This window comes from Streptomyces sp. NPDC023838 (genome assembly GCF_040639555.1).
In the GTDB taxonomy this organism is placed as follows: Bacteria; Actinomycetota; Actinomycetes; order Streptomycetales; family Streptomycetaceae; genus Streptomyces.
This window is the reverse complement of sequence record NZ_JBFAAD010000022.1, coordinates 25498-48064: the sequence shown is the minus strand read 5'-3', so window position 1 is coordinate 48064 and position 22567 is coordinate 25498. Positions and strand designations below refer to the sequence as shown.

At 72.0% G+C, this 22567-nt stretch carries 18 protein-coding genes; 11 read left to right on the top strand and 7 right to left on the bottom strand.

The genetic code is table 11. The features are described from left to right. Positions 1-217: 217 nt before the first annotated feature. A complete protein-coding gene (locus AB0G17_RS24695; protein WP_361386732.1) occupies positions 218-634 on the bottom strand; it encodes an SsgA family sporulation/cell division regulator in 417 nt (138 codons plus the stop codon). A 245-nt stretch (positions 635-879) separates the two neighbouring features. Between AB0G17_RS24695 and AB0G17_RS24690 the strand changes: the two genes are divergently transcribed. Then, entirely contained in the window at positions 880-1965 is a 1086-nt protein-coding gene (locus tag AB0G17_RS24690; RefSeq protein WP_361386729.1) for an oxidoreductase, read from the top strand. Between the two features lie 69 nt (positions 1966-2034). On the opposite strand, the gene AB0G17_RS24685 is transcribed toward AB0G17_RS24690, so the two are convergent. Continuing rightward, positions 2035-2337, bottom strand: coding sequence for a YciI family protein (locus tag AB0G17_RS24685; protein ID WP_361386726.1), 303 nt, complete (start codon positions 2335-2337; stop codon positions 2035-2037). Between the two features lie 38 nt (positions 2338-2375). Between AB0G17_RS24685 and AB0G17_RS24680 the strand changes: the two genes are divergently transcribed. After that, on the top strand, positions 2376-3080 hold the full coding sequence (locus AB0G17_RS24680; protein ID WP_361386723.1) for an endonuclease V: 705 nt from the start codon (positions 2376-2378) through the stop codon (positions 3078-3080). 71 nt (positions 3081-3151) lie between these two features. On the opposite strand, the gene AB0G17_RS24675 is transcribed toward AB0G17_RS24680, so the two are convergent. Continuing rightward, entirely contained in the window at positions 3152-4306 is a 1155-nt protein-coding gene (locus tag AB0G17_RS24675) for a saccharopine dehydrogenase NADP-binding domain-containing protein (protein WP_361386908.1), read from the bottom strand. A gap of 404 nt (positions 4307-4710) precedes the next feature. Here AB0G17_RS24675 and AB0G17_RS24670 point away from each other — a divergent pair, with 404 nt between their 5' ends. Genes AB0G17_RS24670 through AB0G17_RS24655 form a run of 4 tightly spaced genes read left to right on the top strand, consistent with a single transcriptional unit; the run spans position 4711 to position 10569 of the window. Then, entirely contained in the window at positions 4711-5955 is a 1245-nt protein-coding gene (locus AB0G17_RS24670) for a CaiB/BaiF CoA-transferase family protein (RefSeq protein ID WP_361386720.1), read from the top strand. After that, a complete protein-coding gene (locus AB0G17_RS24665; protein WP_361386717.1) occupies positions 5952-7094 on the top strand; it encodes an acyl-CoA dehydrogenase family protein in 1143 nt (380 codons plus the stop codon). Before AB0G17_RS24670 ends, AB0G17_RS24665 begins: the two co-directional genes overlap by 4 nt. A gap of 21 nt (positions 7095-7115) precedes the next feature. After that, positions 7116-8330, top strand: coding sequence for an acetyl-CoA C-acetyltransferase (locus AB0G17_RS24660; protein ID WP_361386714.1), 1215 nt, complete (start codon positions 7116-7118; stop codon positions 8328-8330). Between the two features lie 49 nt (positions 8331-8379). Continuing rightward, a complete protein-coding gene (locus AB0G17_RS24655) occupies positions 8380-10569 on the top strand; it encodes a 3-hydroxyacyl-CoA dehydrogenase NAD-binding domain-containing protein (RefSeq protein WP_361386905.1) in 2190 nt (729 codons plus the stop codon). A gap of 120 nt (positions 10570-10689) precedes the next feature. Here the strand turns inward: AB0G17_RS24655 and AB0G17_RS24650 are convergent, their stop codons facing one another. Further along, positions 10690-11457 carry a MerR family transcriptional regulator gene (locus AB0G17_RS24650; RefSeq protein WP_361386711.1) on the bottom strand — a complete coding sequence of 256 codons (768 nt, stop codon included), beginning with the start codon at positions 11455-11457 and terminating at the stop codon, positions 10690-10692. A gap of 116 nt (positions 11458-11573) precedes the next feature. After that, complete coding sequence (gene sph, locus AB0G17_RS24645; protein ID WP_361386708.1) at positions 11574-12566, bottom strand: sphingomyelin phosphodiesterase; 993 nt, start codon at positions 12564-12566, stop codon at positions 11574-11576. 284 nt (positions 12567-12850) lie between these two features. Between sph and AB0G17_RS24640 the strand changes: the two genes are divergently transcribed. Beyond that, positions 12851-13708, top strand: coding sequence for an oxygenase MpaB family protein (locus AB0G17_RS24640; RefSeq protein WP_361386705.1), 858 nt, complete (start codon positions 12851-12853; stop codon positions 13706-13708). Between the two features lie 83 nt (positions 13709-13791). Here the strand turns inward: AB0G17_RS24640 and AB0G17_RS24635 are convergent, their stop codons facing one another. Beyond that, positions 13792-15291: a M1 family metallopeptidase gene (locus AB0G17_RS24635; RefSeq protein ID WP_361386702.1), complete on the bottom strand. Its 1500-nt coding sequence runs from the start codon at positions 15289-15291 to the stop codon at positions 13792-13794. A 190-nt stretch (positions 15292-15481) separates the two neighbouring features. Between AB0G17_RS24635 and AB0G17_RS24630 the strand changes: the two genes are divergently transcribed. Together AB0G17_RS24630 and AB0G17_RS24625 are read left to right on the top strand one after the other, a co-directional pair. Further along, complete coding sequence (locus AB0G17_RS24630; protein WP_361386699.1) at positions 15482-17476, top strand: Xaa-Pro dipeptidyl-peptidase; 1995 nt, start codon at positions 15482-15484, stop codon at positions 17474-17476. Next, positions 17473-18747: a M14 family metallocarboxypeptidase gene (locus AB0G17_RS24625; RefSeq protein WP_361386696.1), complete on the top strand. Its 1275-nt coding sequence runs from the start codon at positions 17473-17475 to the stop codon at positions 18745-18747. Before AB0G17_RS24630 ends, AB0G17_RS24625 begins: the two co-directional genes overlap by 4 nt. Positions 18748-18756: 9 nt before the next feature. Here AB0G17_RS24625 and AB0G17_RS24620 read toward each other — a convergent pair whose 3' ends face one another. Further along, on the bottom strand, positions 18757-19689 hold the full coding sequence (locus tag AB0G17_RS24620; protein WP_361386693.1) for an FAD-dependent oxidoreductase: 933 nt from the start codon (positions 19687-19689) through the stop codon (positions 18757-18759). A 65-nt stretch (positions 19690-19754) separates the two neighbouring features. On the opposite strand from AB0G17_RS24620, the gene AB0G17_RS24615 reads away from it, so the two are divergent. Beyond that, positions 19755-20771 (top strand): oxidoreductase, encoded by a 1017-nt coding sequence (locus AB0G17_RS24615; RefSeq protein ID WP_361386690.1) that lies wholly within the window; start codon positions 19755-19757, stop codon positions 20769-20771. A gap of 141 nt (positions 20772-20912) precedes the next feature. Further along, positions 20913-22550, top strand: a complete 1638-nt coding sequence (locus AB0G17_RS24610; RefSeq protein ID WP_361386687.1) for an ABC-F family ATP-binding cassette domain-containing protein — start codon at positions 20913-20915, stop codon at positions 22548-22550. Positions 22551-22567: the final 17 nt, after the last annotated feature.

Here is a 22567-nt window from a genome sequence, read left to right as displayed (position 1 = left end):
AAGAGAAGAGGCCCTGGTCGTGGAGGACGGCTCGGAGGCAGGTCACACCGCGCGCGCGACACGGAAGGGAGTGCGCGAAACGGTGTCTCAGGTGCCTCAGACGAGCAACGTCCTACTCCTATCGACGACAACAGGGCCAGGACGAACCTACGACGCGGCGCCGGCCGCGTGCAAACGATTTACCGGTACGCGGTGACAGGTGCGGGGGCGAGCGCGATCAGCACGCGTCGCGCAGCAGCGCGGTGAGGTCCTCGTCGAGGTCGAGGTAGTGGTGCTCGTGGCCGGGGGGCACCATCAGCTGGGTGCGCTTGAGGAACCGGCGCAGCTCGGAGGTGCGGATGTGCACCATCGCAGTGCCCTCCGGCGCGTGGAACTCCACGACCGTACGGTCGAACCCGTACGGCCGGACCCGCACGTCGCCCATGCCCGCCGACGTGTCCACCCCCGCCTCAAGCAGTTCGCGCGCGAACGCCCAGCAGACCTCCACCCCTTCGAGGGTGGCGGGCGCGGGGAAGACCATCCGTACGGCGAACGGGTCCTCGCGATCGTAGGTCAGCGTCGCGGGGACGGTCTGCACCCGGGGGTCGGACGCGATCAGGCGGGCCTCGACGGCTTGCTCGATGACAGTGGACAACGCCCTGTTCCCCTAACCTCACGACCGGGTACTTCTCTTCCTGCTGCTCACGAAGACGGCAGAAAACACGGTTGCGTGCACAAGAACGCAGGGTGAGCTGTGTCACCTGATCGCTACGTGTGCGTCACTTACCGGTGCGTCACCGCTCGGTCTTACACGGTGCTTAACGGGCTCCGGATTGATGTCGATACGGTCGAATTTCGCCCTCTGGACGCCTCTCCCGGGGTCGGCTAGCTTCCAGCGCCATGAAGCCCATGGGGAAGACGAGACGCATGCTGTCGGTGGGGCTGGGCGGGGTGGCGCTGGCGGCCGCGCTGACCGCACCGGCCCAGGCGCACGGCCACGGCGACGGCGGGCCCGCGCCGAAGTGGCAGCTGACGCAGACTGGTACGGACGCCCGGTTCAGGGGGCTCGCGGCGGTCAGCCGGACCACCGCGTGGGTGGCCGGCACGAAGGGGACGGTGCTGCGGACCACCGACTCCGGGCACACCTGGCGCGATGTCTCGCCTCCGGGCGCGGGCGGGCTGGAGTTCCGGGACGTGGAGGCCTTCGACGGGCGGCGGGCCGTGGTGCTCGCCATCGGGGAGGGCGAGCAGTCCCGGGTCTACCGGACCGAGGACGGCGGAGCCACCTGGAAGGAGTCGTTCCGCAACTCCGACCCCAAGGCGTTCTACGACTGCCTCACCTTCTTCGACCACCGCCACGGCCTGGCGGTGAGCGACCCGGTCGACGGCAGGTACCGCATCCTGTCCACCGCCGACGGCGGCCGCTCCTGGAATGTGCTGCCGAACACCGGGATGCCCGACGCGCAACCCGGAGAGGCCTCCTTCGCGGCGAGCGGGCAGTGCCTGGTGAGCTCCGGGCCGCACGACGTGTGGCTGGCCACCGGCGGCGCCGCCACCGCGCGCGTCCTGCACTCCGCCGACCGCGGCCTGACCTGGACGGCCACCGCGTCGACGATCCCGGCCGGCGACCCGGCGCGCGGCGTCTTCGGGCTCGCCTTCCGCGACCGTACGCACGGGATCGCGGTCGGCGGCGACTACCGGGCCGGGCAGGTCTCGCCCCGGGCGTCCGAGGTCACCGCGAACGGCGGCCGCAGCTGGCTCCCGGCGGCGGCGCCGGTCGCGGCCTACCGCTCCGGCGTCGCCTGGCTGCCGCACAGCCGCACGGCCGCGCTCGCGGTGGGGCCGACCGGCACCGACGCGACTACCGACGGCGGCCGCACCTGGCGGACGGTCGACACCGGCTCGTACGACACCGTGGACTGCGCCCCCGACCTCGGCTGCTGGGCGGCGGGCGAGAAGGGCAGGGTGGCCCGGCTGGCCCGCTAGGGCCTGTCGTCAAATTCCCGTCGTCGCCCGAAGGGCGTCGCAGGACAGACGGGAATTTGACGACAGGCCCTAGGTCGCGGGCAACTCCTGCCGGAAGGGGGCAAGTTCGGGGACGACCTTGGTCGCGAAGAACTCGGTGATCCGGTACGCGCAGACGCCGTTGACGCTGAAGGGGTCGGTCGCCGTGATCTTCTCGATCTCTGCGCGGTCGTCCCCGACGGCCAGGATGACCCCGCCCTCGCGGGGCTCCTTGCGGCCGGAGGCGATGAACACCCCCGCTTCGTAGTGCCCGTTCAGCCAGACGACGTGCTCGGGGAGCAGCTCGTCGACGCGGTCGAGAGGAGCGGTGTAGGTCAGGTCGAGTATGAACATGATCGTCAGGCTACTCCGGCCCCCTCTAGGGTGAGGGCATGGTGACGCTCACAGGGATCCCCGAGGGCTGGCCCGCCGACGAGGCCGGGGCGCTGGCCGTGCAGGACGAACTGCGGGGCCGGGTCGTGCTCGACGAGCCCGGCCCGCCGCCCGGCACCGGCCTGGTCACGGGCGTGGACGTCGCGTACGACGACGAGCGGGACGTCGTGGCGGCGGCCGCCGTGGTCCTGGACGCGGCCACCCTGGAGGTCGTCGAGGAGTCCACCGCCGTCGGCCGGGTCGCCTTCCCGTATGTGCCCGGGCTGCTCGCCTTCCGGGAGATCCCCACGGTCCTGGCGGCTCTCGGCGCGCTGAGCGCGGACCCGGGCCTGGTGGTCTGCGACGGGTACGGGCTCGCCCACCCGCGCCGCTTCGGCCTCGCCTCCCACCTCGGCGTCCTCACCGGGCTCCCGGTGATCGGCGTCGCCAAGAACCCGTTCACCTTCGCGTACGACCAGCCGGGCACCCGGCGCGGCGAGGCCTCGGCGCTGGTGGCCGGGCAGGACGAGGAGGTCGGCCGGGCGTTGCGCACCCAGGACGCCGTCAAGCCGGTGTTCGTCTCTGTGGGCCACCGGGTGAGCCTGGACAACGCCTGCGCCCACGTCCTGCGTCTGACCCCGCGCTACCGCCTCCCGGAGTCGACCCGTAGGGCGGACGCGCTGTGCCGGGAGGCCCTGCGTACGGTGCTGCATCGTGCCCCGTAAGGGGGGCGGGGAAGGGCGCGACCAGCCGCATACGGCCCGCAGGCGGACGATCGCGCCCCCAAGCGCTGCGCTCAGCGCGCGTCCGCCACCCGAAAACGGATGCCCGCCTTCTGGATCCGGTCCAGAAGGGCATCGCCCATCGCCGTGACGGTCGTCAACTGCCCAGCCACCTGAGGCAGTTCGTCGAACGCCAGGCTCAGCGCACCCTCCGCGAGGATCTTGGCCGTCTCGTCATACCCGGGGTCACCGCCGGACACCTCGGTGAACACCCGCCGCCCACCGCCTTCTCCGACGAACCGCAGGGAGAACCAGCTGCGGTCGCGGCGCTCCTGGTCGGGGCCGGTGCCCGGCTCGTAACGGTTGATCAGCCAGCGCCGCGCGGCGGGCACTTGGGCCACGCCGAGCGCCGCCCCCGCCCCCGCCACCGCGCCCAGCGCCAGTGGCAGCCGTCGTGCGGCCGCGAAGTGGCGGTAGCGGAAGTCGGGCCCGTAGCGGGCGATGGCCGAGGCCGAGCGGGCCACCACCAGCGGGTCGAGGACCGGCAGGGGCAGCGCCCAGGCCCCGGTCTCGCGGCTGAAGTGCGGTGTGCCCAGCGGGGCACGGGCCCGGCGCCCGACGAGCCGGGGCTCGTGCAGCCGCCGCTCCCGGGCCGCCCGCAGCTGCTGCGGGCCGCGCCCCATCACGGTGAGCGCCGAGGCCAGGGTGCCGCCGGAGAACATCGCGTTGGAGCGTACGAAGCCGTCCACGCGCAGCGGTACGCCCTCGGGGAGCTGCTGGACCGTGTAGTACACACCCAGGTCGCACGGCACCGAGTCGAACCCGCAGGCGTGCACCAGGCGCGCGCCGGTCTCCCGGGCCCGCGCGTCGTGGCGTACGTACATCGTGTCCACGAACTCCGGCTCGCCGGTCAGATCGAGGTAGTCGGTCCCCGCCTCGGCGCACGCCGCGACCAGACCCTCGCCGTACCAGACGTACGGGCCGACCGTGGTAGCCACCACTCGCGCCGACTCGGCGAGCGCGCGGAGCGACTCGGCGTCGGCCGAGTCCGCGGTGATCAGGGGGAGCGAGGCGCACGCCGGGTCGATCGCGGCCAGCTTCTCGCGCAGCCGCTCCAGTTTGGCGGCCGACCGACCGGCCAGCGCCCAGCGGCACCCCTCGGGCGCGTGCGCGGCCAGATACTCCGCCGTGAGGGTGCCCACGAAGCCCGTCGCCCCGAACAGCACGATGTCGTACGGCCTCGCCGCCCGCTCCGTCCGCTGCTCCGCCGACCGCTCTGCCCGTTGCGACCGTTCCGACCGTTCCAAGGGGATTTCCTCCGCATCTGCCCGCCCCGGCCGCGCTCCCGCGCCGTTGTCGGTGGCCGAGGCTAGCGTGAGAAGTCGCGCCGTGGGCGATCAAGGAGGACGGAAGGGGAGCACCGCCGAAGGCCGCGCCGGCGAAATGGGAGAAGGTGCGGGCGTTTGCCCTGGGCCCTGCCGTGGGCTGAGGCGGCTCGGCCGGGCCGGTGGAACACTGGTCGTACCGCTCGGTAAAAACCAAGCGCTTGCTCGCGCAAGGGGCTTGTGCGAAGTGGAACGTGTTCTTAGCATCACTGATGTTACATCAGTTGTGTCACAGTGCTGGGGGCTCGATGACAGGTTCAGGGAACGGCCCGCTCACCGGGGTGCGCGTGGTCGAGCTGGCGGGGATCGGGCCCGGCCCGTTCGCCGCGATGCTCCTGGCCGACCTCGGCGCCGACGTGGTCAGGATCGACCGTCCCGGCGGCCCGGGCCTGGCCGTCGACCCCGCGTACGACCTGACCAACCGCAACAAGCGCTCCGTACTGATCGACCTGAAGGCGGAGGACGGCCCCCCGCGCGTCCTCGACCTGGTCGAACGGGCCGACATCCTCGTTGAGGGCTACCGGCCCGGCGTCGCCGAGCGCCTCGGCGTCGGGCCCGGGGAGTGTCTGGCCCGCAACCCGAAGCTGGTCTACGGGCGGATGACCGGCTGGGGCCAGGACGGCCCGCTCGCCGCCCGCGCCGGACACGACATCGCGTACATCGCGGTCACCGGAACCCTCGGCATGATCGGCAGGCCGGACGAGGGCCCGACCGTCCCCGCCAACCTCGTGGGCGACTACGCGGGCGGCTCGCTCTACCTCGTCGTCGGTGTCCTCGCCGCCCTCCAGCACGCCCGGACGACGGGGGAGGGGCAGGTGGTGGACGCCGCGATCGTGGACGGCGCCGCCCACCTCACCACCATGATCCACGGCATGCTGGCGGCCGGCGGCTGGCAGGACCGGCGCGGCGCCAACCTGCTCGACGGCGGCTGCCCGTTCTACGGCACCTACCAGACCTCCGACGGTGAGTACATGGCCGTCGGCTCCCTCGAGCAGCGGTTCTACGACGAGTTCATCCGCCTGATGGGACTCGACGCGGTCGCCCCGGCCCGTAAGGACATGGCCCGCTGGGACGAGCTGCGCACCGCCATCACCGAGCGGTTCCGCACCCGTACGCGCGAGGAGTGGACGGCCGTGTTCGAGGGGTCGGACGCGTGCGTGGCGCCCGTGCTGTCGCTGCGCGAGGCACCCGCCCACCCCCATCTGGCCGCCCGCGCCACCTTCGTCGAGCACGGCGGCCTCACCCAGCCGGCGCCCGCGCCCCGCTTCTCGGCCACCCCCGGCTCCGTCCGCCGCCCGCCCGCCCTGCCCGGCGCCGACACGGCCGAGGTCGCCCGCGACTGGGGCGTACCGGAGCTGGCCGCGGCCCAGAACGCCGCAGCTGGGAACACCGCGGCCGGGAACACCGCGGCCGGGAACACCACCGCCGAGAACACCGCAGCCGCGAACGCCGTCGCCGAGCACGCCGAGCCCACAGAGGAGAACCACCGTTGAAGCGGCAGATCTTCACCGCCGAGCACGACGCATTCCGCGAGACCGTGCGCACGTTCCTCGCCAAGGAGGTGCTGCCGCACTACGAGCAGTGGGAGAAGGACGGCATCGTCTCGCGCGAGGCGTGGCTCGCCGCCGGGCGCCAGGGGCTGCTCGGGCTCGCCGTCGACGAGGAGCACGGGGGCGGCGGCAACGCCGACTTCCGCTACAGCGCGGTGCTCGCCGAGGAGTTCACCCGGGCCGGCGCCGCGGGCCTCGCGCTCGGGCTGCACAACGACATCATCGGGCCGTATCTGACCGGGCTCGCCACCGAGGAGCAGAAGCGGCGCTGGCTGCCGGGCTTCTGCGACGGCTCCCTGATCACGGCGATCGCCATGACCGAGCCCGGCGCCGGATCCGACCTCCAGGGCATCGCCACGCACGCCGAGGACAAGGGCGACCACTGGCTGCTCAACGGCTCCAAGACGTTCATCTCCAACGGCATCCTCGCGGACCTGGTGATCGTCGTCGCGAGGACCACGCCCGAGGGCGGCGCCCACGGGCTCTCGCTGCTCGTCGTCGAGCGCGGCATGGACGGCTTCGAGCGCGGCCGCAACCTCGACAAGATCGGCCAGAAGTCCCAGGACACGGCCGAGCTGTTCTTCCACGACGTACGCGTTCCCAAGGAGAATCTGCTCGGTGAGCTCAACGGCGCCTTCATCCATCTGATGACGAACCTGGCGCAGGAGCGGATGGCCATCGCCGTCGCCGGGATCGCCGCCGCCGAACACCTGCTGGAGATCACCACGCAGTACGTGAAGGAGCGCGAGGCGTTCGGGCGGCCGCTGGCCACCAAGCAGCACATCCGCTTCGAGATCGCCGAGCTGGCCACCGAGTGCGCCGTCACCCGCGCGTTCCTCGACCGCTGCATCGTGGATCACTCGAACGGGGAGCTCGACGCCGTACACGCCTCGATGGCCAAGTGGTGGGCCACCGAGCTCCAGAAGCGCGCCGCCGACCGCTGTCTGCAACTGCACGGCGGCTACGGCTATATGAGCGAGTACCGCGTCGCCAGGGCTTTCACGGACGGACGCATCCAGACCATCTACGGCGGGACCACCGAGATCATGAAGGAGATCATCGGTCGTTCCCTGCTCGGCTAACCCTCCTTGAAAGGCTTTTCAGTGAGCACCGAAGCGTATGTGTACGACGCGATCCGCACCCCGCGCGGCCGGGGCAAGGCCAATGGCTCCCTGCACGGCACCAAGCCGATCGACCTCGTCGTCGGACTGATCCACGAGATCCGCGGCCGCTTCCCGGACCTCGACCCGGCGGCGATCGACGACATCGTCCTCGGCGTGGTGGGCCCGGTCGGCGACCAGGGCTCCGACATCGCCCGGATCGCGGCGATCGCCGCCGGGCTGCCGGACACGGTCGCCGGAGTCCAGGAGAACCGCTTCTGTGCCTCGGGCCTGGAAGCCGTCAACCTGGCGGCCGCCAAGGTCCGTTCGGGCTGGGAGGACCTGGTGCTCGCGGGCGGCGTCGAGTCGATGTCGCGGGTGCCGATGGCCTCGGACGGCGGCGCCTGGTTCGCCGACCCGATGACCAACTTCGACACCAACTTCGCCCCGCAGGGCATCGGCGCCGACCTCATCGCCACGGTCGAGGGGTTCTCGCGGCGTGACGTCGACGAGTACGCGGCGCTCTCGCAGGAGCGGGCCGCCGAGGCGTGGAAGGACGGCCGCTTCGCCCGGTCCGTCGTCCCCGTCAAGGACCGCAACGGCCTGGTCGTCCTCGACCACGACGAGCACATGCGCCCGGGCACCACGGCCGACTCGCTCGCGTCCCTGAAGCCGTCCTTCGCGGCCATCGGGGACATGGGCGGCTTCGACGCCGTGGCCCTCCAGAAGTACCACTGGGTGGAGAAGATCGACCACGTCCACCACGCGGGCAACTCCTCCGGCATCGTCGACGGCGCCGCCCTGGTCGCCATCGGCTCGCGCGAGGTCGGCGAGCGCTACGGCCTCACCCCGCGCGCCCGCATCGTCTCGGCGGCCGTCTCCGGCTCCGAGCCGACCATCATGCTCACCGGCCCCGCCCCCGCCACCCGCAAGGCGCTCGCCAAGGCCGGGCTCACCATCGACGACATCGACCTCGTCGAGATCAACGAGGCGTTCGCCGGAGTGGTGCTGCGCTTCGCCCGGGACATGGGCCTCTCGCTCGACAAGATCAACGTCAATGGCGGCGCCATCGCGATGGGCCACCCGCTGGGCGCCACCGGCGCGATGATCCTCGGCACGCTCATCGACGAGCTGGAGCGCCGCGACCAGCGCTACGGCCTGGCCACGCTCTGCGTGGGCGGCGGCATGGGCATCGCCACCGTCGTCGAGCGTCTCTGACCGTCCTCTTCCCGGCCAACCCCGTTATGGAGCACCAGTAATGGCAGTTATTTCGACGAGTACCACCATCCGCTGGGAACAGGACGAGACCGGCGTCGTCACCCTCGTCCTCGACGACCCCAACCAGTCCGCCAACACGATGAACCAGGCCTTCAAGGACTCCATCGCGGCCATCGCCGACCGCGCCGAGGCCGAGAGGGACTCCATCCGGGGCATCGTCTACACCTCCGCCAAGAAGACGTTCTTCGCGGGCGGCGACCTCAAGGAAATGATCCAGGTCGGCCCGGAGAACGCCCAGCAGGCCTTCGACACCGGCACCGCCATCAAGAACTCGCTGCGCCGCATCGAGACCCTGGGCAAGCCGGTCGTCGCCGCCATCAACGGCGCGGCTCTCGGCGGCGGTTACGAGATCGCCCTCGCCAGCCACCACCGCATCGCGCTCGACGCCCCCGGCTCCAAGATCGGCCTGCCCGAGGTCACCCTGGGCCTGCTCCCGGCGGGCGGCGGCGTGACCCGTACCGTACGGCTGATGGGCATCGCCGACGCGCTGCTCAAGGTGCTGCTCCAGGGCACCCAGTACTCCCCGCGGCGGGCCCTGGAGAACGGCCTGGTGCACGAGGTCGCGGCGACGCCCGAGGAGATGCTCGCCAAGGCGCGCGCCTTCATCGACGCGAACCCCGAGTCCCAGCAGCCCTGGGACGTGCCCGGCTACCGGATCCCGGGCGGCACCCCGTCGAACCCCAAGTTCGCCGCCAACCTGCCCGCCTTCCCGGCCAACCTCAAGAAGCAGCTGAACGGCGCCCCCTACCCGGCCCCGCGCAACATCCTCGCGGCCGCCGTCGAGGGCTCCCAGGTCGACTTCGAGACCGCCCTGACCATCGAGGCGCGCTACTTCACCGAGCTGGTCACCGGCCAGACCGCGAAGAACATGATCCAGGCGTTCTTCTTCGACCTCCAGGCCGTCAACTCCGGCGCCAACCGCCCCAAGGGCATCGAGCCGCGCCCGGTCCGCAAGGTCGCCGTCCTCGGCGCCGGGATGATGGGCGCGGGCATCGCGTACTCGTGCGCCCGCGCCGGCATCGACGTCGTCCTCAAGGACGTCTCGCTGGAGGCCGCGCTGAAGGGCAAGGCGTACTCGGAGAAGCTGCTCGCCAAGGCGCTCTCGCGGGGCCGCACCACCGAGGCCGAGCGCGACGAGCTGCTCGCCCGGATCACCCCGACCGCCACCCCGCAGGACCTGGCGGGCTGCGACGCGGTCATCGAGGCCGTCTTCGAGAACACCGAGCTCAAGCACAAGGTGTTCCAGGAGATCCAGGACATCGTCGAGCCGGACGCGCTGCTCTGCTCCAACACCTCGACTCTGCCGATCACGGGCCTGGCCGAGGGCGTGACGCGCCAGGCCGACTTCATCGGGCTGCACTTCTTCTCGCCCGTCGACAAGATGCCGCTCGTCGAGATCATCAAGGGCGAGCGCACCGGCGAGGAGGCGCTGGCCCGCGCCTTCGACCTGGTCCGCCAGATCAGGAAGACCCCGATCGTGGTGAACGACTCGCGCGGCTTCTTCACCTCGCGGGTCATCGGCCAGTTCATCAACGAGGGCGTCGCGATGCTCGGCGAGGGCGTCGAGCCCGCCTCCATCGAGCAGGCGGCGGGCCAGGCGGGCTACCCCGCCAAGGTGCTCTCGCTGATGGACGAGCTGACCCTGACCCTGCCCCGCAAGATCCGCGACGAGACGCGGCGGGCTGTCGAGGAGGCCGGCGGCGTCTGGCCCGGCCACCCGGCGGACGCGGTCATCGACCGCATGGTCGACGAGTTCGGCCGCACCGGCCGCAGCGGCGGCGCGGGCTTCTACGAGTACGACGGCGACGGCAAGCGCGTCCGGCTGTGGCCGGGGCTGCGCGAGCACTTCGGCAAGCCGGGCGCGGACGTTCCCTTCGAGGACATGAAGGAGCGGATGCTCTTCGCGGAGTCGCTCGACACCGTCCGCCTCTTCGAGGAGGGCGTGCTCACCTCGGTCGCCGACGCCAACATCGGCTCCATCATGGGCATCGGCTTCCCGGCGTGGACCGGGGGTGTGATCCAGTACATCAACGGTTACGAGGGCGCCGAGGGGCGCGTGGGCCCGGCCGGGTTCGTGGCCCGCGCCCGCGAGCTGGCCGAGCGCTACGGCGACCGGTTCCTGCCGCCCGCGCTCCTGGTGGAGAAGGCGGAGAAGGGCGAGAAGTTCGCCGACGCGTAAGGGGCACCGACGCGTAAGGGGCACCGACGCATAAGGGGCGCCGACGCGTAACGGGCGCCGACGCGTAAGGGTCGCCGACGCGTAAGGGGCGGGGGCCGGGGATGACATCCCCGGCCCCCGTCACTCCGCCTCCGCGCGGAAGGCCGCCCTCAGCTCCTCCTTGAGCGAGCGCTGGAACGCCGTGACCAGCGCCTGCACCACCATGGGCTGCATATGGGCCGACAGCGACCGCATCGCCGCCACATGGTCGGGGTCCGACTCCCGCTCCCGGTAGGGGTTCCACACCTCGTCCCGGAACAGCCGCGTCAGCTCGTGCGCGGCCGAGCGGGTGTGTTCCAGCAGCACCGTCCGCGCCGCCAGGATCGTCTCGTGCGCGATCGGCACGTCCAGGAGCTGCACCCCGAGCGCGAGCAGGCCCGGATCGACCAGGAACGCGTCCGCCTTCCCCTCGGTCCGCTCAAGGACGCTCATGGCGGCCAGCCGGTCGAGGTCGGTGTCGGACAGGGCCCGCCCGGCCCGCCGCTCCAGCTCCGCCCGGGTCGCCTCCTCGGCCGCGTCCGGGGCCCAGGAGGCGACCACGGCGCGGTGGATGGCCAGGTCGTGGGCGCTGAGGTCGGCGGGGAGCTGCTCCAGATACCGCTCGATCGCGGCCAGCGTCATCCCGTGGTGCTGCAACTCCTCGATCAGCGCGAGCCGGGACAGGTGCGCCGGGCCGTAGTGGCCGACGCGGCGCGGCCCGATCGCGGGGGGCGGCAGCAGGCCGCGCGTGCTGTAGAAACGGATGGTGCGCACGGTGACCCCGGCCCGCGCGGCCAGTTCGTCGACCGTCAGGGTCGGCCCCTCGGTCTCCGTCTCCTGGGTTTGCGTCTCCTCGGTCTCCGTCGCCATGGCGGTGCCTCGTTTCCCCGGGTGCGCGGACTGCGATGCAACAGTATTGCTGTCTCACCACTGTTGTCACCCACTCCTGCCGCCGCCCACCCGGGGAACGGGCCCGCCCCGCAGGCTCAGCCGCCCGCGACCAGCGGGTAGTGGTCGGAGAGGTTGGTGTACGTGTAGCTCTTGCCCCAGCTGCTCACCGTCCAGGGCACGGACTGCTCCTTGACCACGTTGTTGTTCCAGCCGGACGGGCGCGCGTGCCCCTGGTAGTGCAGCACGTAGTCGAGGTCCTCGCGCGGCTCGCCGGGGTAGCGGTAGGCGGCGATCGAGTTGTCGACGGTGTCGAACGAGTACGTGTGGCCGGTGCGCGAGTCCGCCGCGGCCAGGCCGCCGTCCGTGAGCATCGAGGCGTACTCGGAGCTGTGCGAGTCGACGTTGAGATCACCGGCGAGCATGACCTCCTCGTTCGCCGGGATGTTCTTGGCGTCGAGGAACGACTTGATCTGCTTGAGCTGGAGCGACCGGTCCTTGGCGGCCTCGCCCGCCCCGCACCCGGAGTCGGTGGACTGCAGGTGTGTGCCGACGACGTGGACCTTGGCGCCGTTGACGTTCAGCACGACGTACGCGATGCCCTTGTTGGACCACCAGTCGGCGCCGCACGCGTCCTTGAAGATCACCTGCTCCTTGCGCAGGATCGGCCACTTGCTGAGCACGGTGACGCCGCCGTCCTCGGGCGTGGTCGAGGAGTACGAGCCGCCCGTCGCGTCCCAGCCGTCCTTGCTCCGCCCGACGACCGGCGTCTGGTACGGGTACTGGGCGGCGGCGTTCCGCTTCAGGGCGTCCGACGTGGAGTTGTCGAACGACTCCTGGAGGACGACGACGTCGTTGCCCTGGAAGAAGGACGCGGCGGGTATCGCCTGCGCCCGGTGCTCCTGGCCCCAGTTCGGGTAGAGGCTGGTGCTCATCATGAACGTGTTGTACGTGAGCACCTTCAGCCGGGGCGCGTCCGCGGCGGTGGCGGCCGAGGCCGAGGCCGAGGGGGTGGCGGCGGCCAGCGTGGCGGCGGCGAGCGCGGCGGCGAGGGCCGCGCCGGGGACACGGCGAAGCGCGAAGTGCGGCACTGGAACTCCCGTGGGTGGAGTGGGGGGTTGGACTGGCGCGCACATCAAATCAGCCGCGGTTACTTCGGGGTAACCGCTCGGTGGCGGATTTCTTGCCGGGGTCGTAACGAGGGGGCGATCTTGGTGGTGAGGTGGCAGATGCCAGATGACAGATGACAGATGACAGATGACAGACGTCAGATGACAGAGGTCGGGTAGCAGAGGTCAGGTAGCAAACTTCAGGTAACAAACTTCAGGTAACAGAGGGGAGAATGTGTCATCTGTTATCTGATATCCCTGGATACATGATCGAAAGTCGTACGCCGTCCGCCCCCACCCCGCCCCCGCCCGGCGGTGTCCTGTGGAGCCTCACCGGCGACGTGCGGACGCTGCTCACCCTGCCCGCCGCCCTCACCCTCCAGGTCGCCCACCCGGCCGTCGGCGCCGGGGTCGACGAGCACTCCGTATTCCGGACCGACCCCTGGGGGCGCGGCGAGCGCTCCCTGCGCTCCCTGCAGCTGTGGGTGTACGGCGGTGAGGCGGCCGTCGAGGAGGGGCGGCGGCTGCGCCGGCTGCACCGGACCATCCAGGGCACCGACACCCGGGGTCGTCCCTACCATGCGCTGACCCCGGCCAACTACGCCTGGGTGCACGCCACCGGCTACCCCGTCTTCGCCCACTCCCAGAAGTATCTGAACCGCCCCCTCACCGAGGCCCAGGAGCGGCAGATGTACGCGGAGTGGCTCCAGGTGGGACGCATACTGGGCATCCACGACCGGGACATGCCGCAGACCATCGAGGAGTTCTGGCCGTACTACCGCAAAATGCTGGGCGACGAGATCACCTCGAACGTGGTCGTCGAGGAGCTGATCTCCGTCGACGCGAAGGTCCCCGCCCCCGACCGGGGCCCCCTTCCCGTCCGGCTGCTGCTCCGGCTCTTCTGGCCGGTGCTCCTGCCTCCGATCGCCCGCTTCCGGCGGTTCGTGACCGTCGGGTTCCTGCCGCCGGACGCGCGCGAGGCGCTGGGCCTGGAGTGGACCGACGCGCAGGAGCGGAAGCTGCGCCGGTTCGGCCGCGTGGTGCGGGCCGTCGTGCCCGTACTGCCGGAGCGGCTGCGCTACCTCCCGCTCGCCCGGGAGGCGCGAGCCCGGTTCAGGCGCTGACCGCAGCGGTTCCCCCCGCCCTCTTCGAGGCCCGGCGGGCGGGCGCGGGCTCCACGGCCGCGCCCGCCCGCCTGCCGACCGCGTCAGCGGTGCCCGTGGATCTCGTTCGTCGCCGCGATCTTCTTCCAGGACTTCGGCTGTGCCACCGCCGAACCGGCCGAACCCGCCACCAGCTTCGCCTTCTTCGCGGCCGGGGCGGCCGGCTTCGAGGGCTGGTACAGCCAGGTGTCGAAGAGCCCGGCGAGCGGCTTGCCGGAGATCTTCTCGGCGTACTGCAGGAAGTCGCCCACCTTGGCGTTGCCGTACTGGTGAGCCGTCGGCCAGCCCTTCAGGATCGCGAAGAAGCTGGTGTCGCCGACCGCGTTGCGCAGCGCCTGGATGGCGAGCGCGCCCCGGTCGTAGACGGCCAGGTCGAACTGGTTGTCCGGGCCCGGGTCACCCGGCTTCACCTGCCAGAACGGGTCGTCGGCCGGGTGCTGCGCGTACACGTAGTCCGCGAGCTCCTGGGTGGTGCCCTCGCCCTCCTTCTCCGACCAGAGCCACTGGGCGTAGCGGGCGAAGCCCTCGTTGTTCCAGATGTCCTTCCAGCCGTTCACCGAGACGCTGTCGCCGTACCACTGGTGGGCCAGCTCGTGGACGACCACCGAGGCGTTGGCGCCGTTCGCGAACTGCTTGGGGCTGTAGTACGGCCGTGTCTGGGTCTCCAGGGCGAAGCCGGTCGTCACGTTCGGCACATAGCCGCCGACCGAGTTGAACGGGTACGGACCGAAGACGTCGCTCAGCCACTCGGCGACCTCCTTGGTGCGCTCGACGCTGGCGCGCGCGGCGCCGTCGTTGTCGCCGAGGTCCTTGCTGTACGCGTTGACGACCGGCAGCCCGCCGGCCGTCGTGTCGGTGGTGATGTCGAACTTGCCGATCGCCAGCGTCGTCAGATAGGTGGCCTGCGGCTTGTTGGAGCGCCAGTTGTACCGCGTCCACCCGCGCGTCGAACTCTGCGACTGGAGCGTGCCGTTGCTGATCGCCTGGGTGCCGTCCGGCACCAGCACCGACACGTCGTACGTGGCCTTGTCCAGCGGGTGGTCGTTGGACGGGAACCACCACACGGCCGAGTCGGGCTCCTGCGCCGCCACACCGCCGTCCGGGGTGCGGTGCCAGGCCGTGTACCCGTCGACGCTCAGCTCGGACGGCTTGCCCGCGTACTTCACCACCACCGAGACCGACTTGCCCTTGGCCAGCGGCGCGGCGGGGGTGATCTCCAGCTCCTGGGTGCCGGACTTGACGTACTGCGCCTTGGTGCCGTTGACCCTGATCTCGCTCACCGCGAGCCCGAAGTCGAGGTTGAAGCGGGAGAGGTTCTGCGTGGTGGTGGCGAGGATCGTCGCCGTGCCCTCCAGGAGGTCGGTGGCGGGCTGGTACTTCAGTCTCAGGTCGTAGTGGGAAACGTCGTAACCGCCGTTGCCGCTGCTCGGGTAGTAGGGGTCGCCGATACCCGGGGTGCCCGGTGTGAAGTCCGTCGCGGATGCCGGGATCGCCAGCAGCAGGGACGCGGCGAGCACGCTCGGGGCGAGGATTTTGCGGTGCACGAGTGCTCCAAGTCGTCGGGGTGAACGATCTCTTCGGACCCTATTCAGCGCCTGCCCGGCAGGTCATGTCCATGGCCCCTGCTGTCACACGATCGCCATTGCGCCGACATGTTGACCTGCTCACCCCAGACCGCTTTCGGACCGTGCCTGCCCTCTTTTGCACGGGAGTTGACGGGAGTACCGTCCGCCCATGCCGATTCCCGCACGGTCCAGCCGCACGAGGTTCAGATCGCTCCGGTCGCCCGGGTGGGCGCGCCTGCTCGTGGTGGCGGCCGCAGCCGCCCTGACGGCCCTGTTCCTCTCCCCGACGGGCGCCCAGGCGGCCCGCGCCAGGGAGAGCACGCCCGTCTACTCGTACGAGAACGCGATACGCGAATCGGTCTGGGTCGACACCCGGCTCGACGCGGACGGCGACGGCCGGAGCGACCGGGTCGCCGTCGACATAGTCCGCCCCCGCGAGCCCGCGAGCCAGGGCCGCAAGGTTCCGGTCATCATGGACGCCTCGCCGTACTACGCCTGCTGTGGGCGCGGCAACGAGAGCCAGCTCAAGACATACGACGCGCAGGGCCACGTCGTCCAGATGCCGCTCTTCTACGACAACTACTTCGTGCCGCGCGGCTACGCCTTCGTCGGCGTCGACCTGGCCGGAACCAATCGTTCGGACGGCTGTGTCGACGTCGGCGGTCCCTCCGACATCCAGTCCGCCAAGGCGGTGGTCGACTGGCTCAACGGCCGGGCCCGCGCCTACACCACACGGACCGGGAACCAGCGGGCGGGCGCGGGCTGGACCAACGGCCGCACCGGCATGATCGGCAAGAGCTGGGACGGCACGATAGCCAACGGCGTGGCCGCCACCGGCGTCGACGGCCTCAAGACGATCGTCCCGATCAGCTCCATATCCTCCTGGTACGACTACTACTTCGCCAAGGGCGCCCCGCTCTACGACTCCGGGCCCGACTGGCTCTCCGGCTACGTGGAAAGCCCCGAGGCGCGGGCCCACTGCGGCGCCGTCCAGCAGAAGCTGGTCGACGGCGCGCCGCGCACCGGCGACTGGACGCCGCTGTGGAGCGCGCGCGACTACGTGGCCGACGCGGGCAACGTGAAGGCGAGCGTCTTCGTGGTGCACGGCATGCAGGACCTGAACGTACGCACCAAGAACTTCGGCCAGTGGTGGGACGCGCTGGCGGCGAACGGCGTCGAGCGCAAGATCTGGCTCTCCCAGACCGGGCACGTCGACCCCTTCGACTACCGCCGCGCCGACTGGGTCCCCACCCTCCACAAGTGGTTCGACCACTACCTCCTCGGCTACGACAACGGCATCGAGCGCGAGCCGATGGCCGACGTCGAGCGCCACCCCGACCAGTGGTCCACCGACCGCACCTGGCCCCCGGCCGGCACCCGTGACGCCGTGCTGCGCCCGGTCCCCGGCTCCGCGCCCGGCGTCGGCGGCCTCTCCCTGACCCCGGCGCCGGCCGGCGCGACCGAGACGTTCACCGACGACCCCCAGCTGGACGAGGCGGGCTGGTCAGCCGCCGTGGACCGGTCCACCCCGGAGAAGGCCGGGTTCGTGACCCAGCCGCTCGGCTCCGACCTGCGGCTGTCCGGCTCCTCCAGGGTGACCGTCACCGCGACCCCGACCACCACCAGCGCGCACCTCTCGGCGGTCCTGGTCGACCTGGGTCCCGACACGATCCGCAACTACGGCGGCGACGGCGAGGGCATCCTCACCGGCACGGACCGCACCTGCTGGGGCGCGAGCACGGCCGGGGACAGCGCCTGCTTCAAGGTGACGAGCGCCGACAAGAAGGCCGTCGACTACACCGTGTTCAGCCGTGGCTGGGCCGACCTCGGCAACTACGCGGGCGGCACCGGGCAGCCCCTCACTCCGGGCAAGCCGTACACGATCACCCTCGACCTGCACGCCACCGACCACGTCGTCCCGGCCGGACACCGCCTCGCGCTGATCGTCGCGGGCACCGACAAGGACCTCATCGACCCGCCCGCGAGCCGCCCCACGCTCACCCTCGACCTCGCCCGCACCTCGGCGAAGCTGCCGCTCCTCGGCGGTACGGGGGCGTTCCGGCGGGCCACGTCCGGCGCCCCGCACACCGTCGCGCCCCGGGTCCCGCACCCGGCGGGCGTCCAGGCCCCGCACCTGCTCCGCCCGGTCCCGGAGGCGCGGTGAGGGGCCGCACGCTCCTCCTCGGCGTCACGGGGGCCGCGCTGGCCGTGCCCCTGGTGACGGTCCCGGCGCGGGCGACCGCGAGCCCACCCCGTACCGGCTTCGAGGTGAGCGCCGGGGCGCGCTGGACCGGTGAGAGCGAGGAGCAGGACTTCCTCGCGGCCCTCGCCCAGGGCAGCACCCGAGCCTCCGTCCTGCGCATCGGCACCACCACCCGGGGCCGCCCGCTCCAGCTGGTCCGCGTCGGCAGCGGGCACACCGCGAACCGGGTCCTGCTGGTGTGCAGCCAGCACGGCGACGAGCCGGCGGGCCGCGAGGCCTGTCTGGTCACCGTCCGCGACCTGGCCTTCGCCAAGGACCGGGCGACCCGGCAGCTCCTGGCGCACACCACCTTCTATGTGGTGCCGACCGCCAACCCGGACGGCCGGGCCGCCGACACTCGCGTCAACGCCGACGGCGTCGACATCAACCGCGACCACATCGCCCTCAAGACACCGGAGGCGCGGGCCGTCGCCGCCGTCCTGCGCGACGAACAGCCCGATGTCGTCTACGACCTGCACGAGTACGGCGCCACGCCCCAGTACTACGACAAGGACCTGTTCGACCTGTGGCCGCGCAACCTCAACACCGCCCCGGCGGTGCACGAGGAAGCCCGGACGCTGTCGCGCGCGTACGTACGGGAGGCCGCCCGCGAAGACGGCTTCTCCACCGGCACCTACGGCATCTGGACCGACCCGGTCACCGGCGACCCGGTCAAACAGGTCGCGGGCGACGGGCAGGAGCGGATCCTGCGCAACACGGCGGGCCTCAAACACGCCGTGGGCCTGCTCATCGAGAGCCGCGTCGATGCGGCGAGCGACGCGGAGAAGGCCGACCCGGCGCTCAACAACCGCCGCCGGGTGCTCTCCCAGCTGAGCGGGCTGCGCGGGCTGCTGAGCTTCACGGCGGAGCGCAGGGCCGGCATCGAGGCGGCGACCACGGCCGCCCGGCAGGCCGGCTACCGCGACCGGGGGCCGGTCTACGTCGGGGGCGCGGACAACGAGCCCGCGACCCCCGCGCAGACCCTGACCGACCTCCCCTGCGGCTACCGCCTCACGCCCGCCCAGTACGCCGAGTTCAAGGACCGCCTCGCCCTGCACGGCATCCGGGCGAGGCGGTCCGGCGACGGCGCGTTCGTCCCGCTGCGCCAGCCGCTGCGGGCCCTCGTGCCCCTGCTGCTCGACGCCCGTGCGCAGTACGGACTGACGGCGGCCGAACCCGTACGGCGCTGCTGAGGCGGGTTCTCAAAGGAGGGGAGTGCGGGAGGCGGTCAGCGCGGCCGCCTCCCGCGCGCACCCCCAGGCGACGGTGACCCCTGCGCCGCCGTGCCCGTAGTTGTGCACCAACAGGCCGCCGGACGCGGTGGTTTCGGCCTCGATCCGCACCCCCGCGTCCCGCACCGGCCGCAGCCCCACCCGGTGGCCGAGCACCCGCGCCCCGGCGATCTCGGGACGCACCCGGGCGCACCGCGCCACGATCTCCTCGGCCACGCGCGGGTCCGGGGCGAGGTCCCAGTCGTCGTCCTGCGCGGTACCGCCGAGCAACAGCCCGTAGGGCTGGGGAAAGAAGTAGGTCGTGGCGCTGGAGGAGTGGTCGACGGAGGTGTACCACTCGGTCACCCCGGGGTTCTCGACGACCACCAGCTGGCCGCGCACGGGCCGCACCCCGGGGTCCGGGACGAGCGTGCGGGCGCCCAGCCCCGTGCAGTTGACCACCACCGGCGCGTCCGGGATCGCGTCGAGCGCGCGCCTCTCCACCGTCCCGCCCGCCGCCTCCAGGCGCCGGCGCAGCCAGTCCAGGTGCACCGGCATGTCGATCAGCGGTATTCGGGCGTGCACCCCCCGCGCCGACTGGCGCAGCCCGTCCACCTCGGCCGCCCACGGCCCGAGTTCGGCCAGCCGCACGCCCTCCTGGAGCCCCTCGACGAGCCGGACCCCGGTGGTGTGCGGCTCGGCGGCCAGCTCCTCGTACACCCTCAGGGAGGACAGCGCCCAGTCGCCGACGCGCCCGGCGGGCTCGATGCGGTACGGCCACCACAGCGCCCCGGCCACCGCCGACGTCGTCTCCCCTGCCGGATCCCTGCTCCACACCCGTACGCGCTGCCCCGACTCCGCCAGGACAACCGCCGTCGTCAGTCCGATGACTCCGCCACCCAGTACGATCATCTGCTCGCTCATGGCGGGACGGTAGCGGAATGGGTGACGGCGTGCTCGGTTCCGCCGCAGATGGGAATACTCAGGACATGTCCGCCGCGTACGCGACCTTCGGACTCGCCCCCGCGATGCGGGCGGGCGATGTCACGGGGGCCGGTTCTCCCCAGCTGCACCGCGACTTCATGGACTTCGTCGTCGACGGCCGGCCGCTGCTGCTCCAACTCGCCGACCTGGATGCCGTCTCCCCGCTCGCGGCGGACGTGCCGCCCGCCATCCTCGGAGCCCAGGTGCGCAGCCTGCTCCTGGAGACCGAACCGCCGCTGTCCGACGGGCGGTACGTCGTCTACGCCTGCCCGGAGTGCGAGGACCTCGCGTGCGGCGCGGTCACTGCCGTCATCGAGCGCTGCGGCGACGACATCATCTGGCGCGACTTCGCCTGGCAGACCGGGCCCGTGCCCGACCTGCCGCTCAACGGCTACCACGGGATAGGGCCGTTCCGCTTCCGCGCCGAGGAGTACAGAGCCGCCCTGGAGCGGCTGCTCAGCGACGAGCCGGCCCGCCGCCGGGTCCTGCTGATCGGGGCCCGCGCCGCCGTCCTCGGCAAGCTCGCGGCGGCCCTGCGCTCGATCGGCATCGGCGCGGACATCGCGCATGACGTGAGCGACGCGATCCCGGAGGAGCTCGTCACGTATGGGGCGGTCGCCTTCGGCCGGGCGGTCCCGGAGGCCGAACGGGCGGCGGTGCGGGCCGCGTTCGCGCGCGCCCACGCGCACCCCGTGTACGTGACGGGCCTGGCCCCCGTCACCCCGCTCCTGGTGGCCCAGCTGGAACAGGCCCTGGACCGCACACCGCCGGGCCAGCGCCGGCTCACCTACCTCTCCGCGTCGCCGGACGAGGCGCGGCTCGCGGTCGGCGCGACCTGCCGGGTCCGGCTGACTGCGTACCGCCTGGACCGGCTGCGCCGCGTCCACACCCAGGAAGTCCTGGACGCGGTCCTCGACCCCGGCCCGCACCGCATCCCGCTGGACGAGCGCGCCCTGCGCGGAGAAGCCTTCCTGGTGGCCCGCACCACGGGCGGAGTGATCACGGCGGCGGTCGTGCGCTGAAACGGTCCGCTGGACAGGACAGGACAGGGCAGGGCAGGGCAGGGCAGGGCAGGGCAGGGCAGGACGTGCCCGGGGCCGGGCCGAAGATCGTCGGACGGCCGTCGGCCGCTGTCGGCGCACCCCAGTAGGATTCATGTCCTCATGACTGCCACTCTCGTCGCCAAGGACCTCGCCGCCGGCCACGGCGACCGCACGCTCTTCGCCGGGCTCGACCTCGTCGTCGCCCCCGGCGACGTCATCGGCCTCGTCGGGGCGAACGGGGCGGGGAAGTCCTCCCTGCTCCGGCTGCTCGCCGGACTCGACACGCCGGAGGACGGCGAGCTGCGGCTCTCCCCGCCGGGCGCCACCGTCGGGCACCTGCCGCAGGAGCCCGACCGGCGCCCCGGCGAGACCGTGCGCGCCTTCCTCGCCCGCCGCACCGGCGTGGCCGCCGCCCAGGAGGCCATGGACGCGGCCACCCAGGCCCTGGTCGACGGAGCCCCCGGCAGCGACGACGCGTACGCGGAGAGTCTGGAGCGCTGGCTCGACCTCGGCGGCGCCGACCTGGACGAGCGCGCCGAGGAGGTCGCGGCCACCCTCGGCCTCACCGTCGGCCTCGACCAGCCGATGACGGCCCTCTCCGGCGGCCAGGCCGCCCGCGCGGGACTGGCCTCGCTGCTGCTGTCGCGGTACGACGTGTTCCTGCTCGACGAGCCCACCAACGACCTCGACCTCGACGGTCTGGAGCGCCTGGAGTCCTTCGTCAAGGGCCTGCGCGCGGGCACGGTCGTGGTCAGCCACGACCGTGAGTTCCTCACCCGCACGGTCACCAAGGTGCTCGAACTCGACCTCGCCCAGCAGCAGATCACGCTCTACGGCGGCGGCTACGAGGCGTACCTGGAGGAGCGCGACACCGCCCGCAGGCACGCCCGCGAGGACTACGAGGAGTACGCGGACAAGCGCTCGGCCCTGGAGGGCCGGGCCCAGATGCAGCGCGGCTGGATGGACAAGGGCGTCAAGAACGCCCGCCGCAAGGCCGGCGACAACGACAAGATCGGCCGGAAGTTCCGCAGCGACGCCAGCGAGAAGCAGGCCTCCAAGGCCCGCCAGACCCAGCGCATGATCGAGCGCCTGGACGTCGTCGACGAGCCCCGCAAGGAGTGGGAGCTGCGCATGGAGATCGCGGCCGCGCCGCGCTCGGGCGCGGTCGTCGCGACCCTCAGCCAGGCCGAGATCCGGCGCGGCGACTTCACCTTCGGCCCCGCGTCCCTCCAGATCGACTGGGCCGACCGCGTGGCGATCACCGGCGCCAACGGCGCGGGCAAGTCCACCCTGCTCGCCGCCCTGCTCGGCCGCCTCCCGCTCGACGCGGGGCGGGCCACGCTCGGCTCCGGCGTCGTCGTCGGCGAGGTCGACCAGGCCCGGGGGCTGTTCGTGGGCGAGGAGGCCCTGCTCGACGCGTTCTGCGCGGCCGTCCCGGACACCGAGCCGGCCGAGGTGCGCACGCTGCTCGCCAAGTTCGGCCTGCGGGCCGATCACGTACTGCGCCCCGCCGCCTCGCTCTCGCCCGGCGAACGCACCCGGGCAGCGCTGGCCCTGCTCCAGGGCCGGGGCGTCAACCTGCTCGTCCTCGACGAGCCGACCAACCACCTCGACCTGCCCGCCATCGAGCAGCTGGAGTCCGCCCTGGACTCGTACACCGGCACCCTGCTCCTGGTCACCCACGACCGCCGGATGCTGGACGCGGTGCACACCACCCGCCGCATCGAGGTCGCCGACGGCAAGGTGACCGAGCAGTAGAGCGCGCCGCGGCGCCA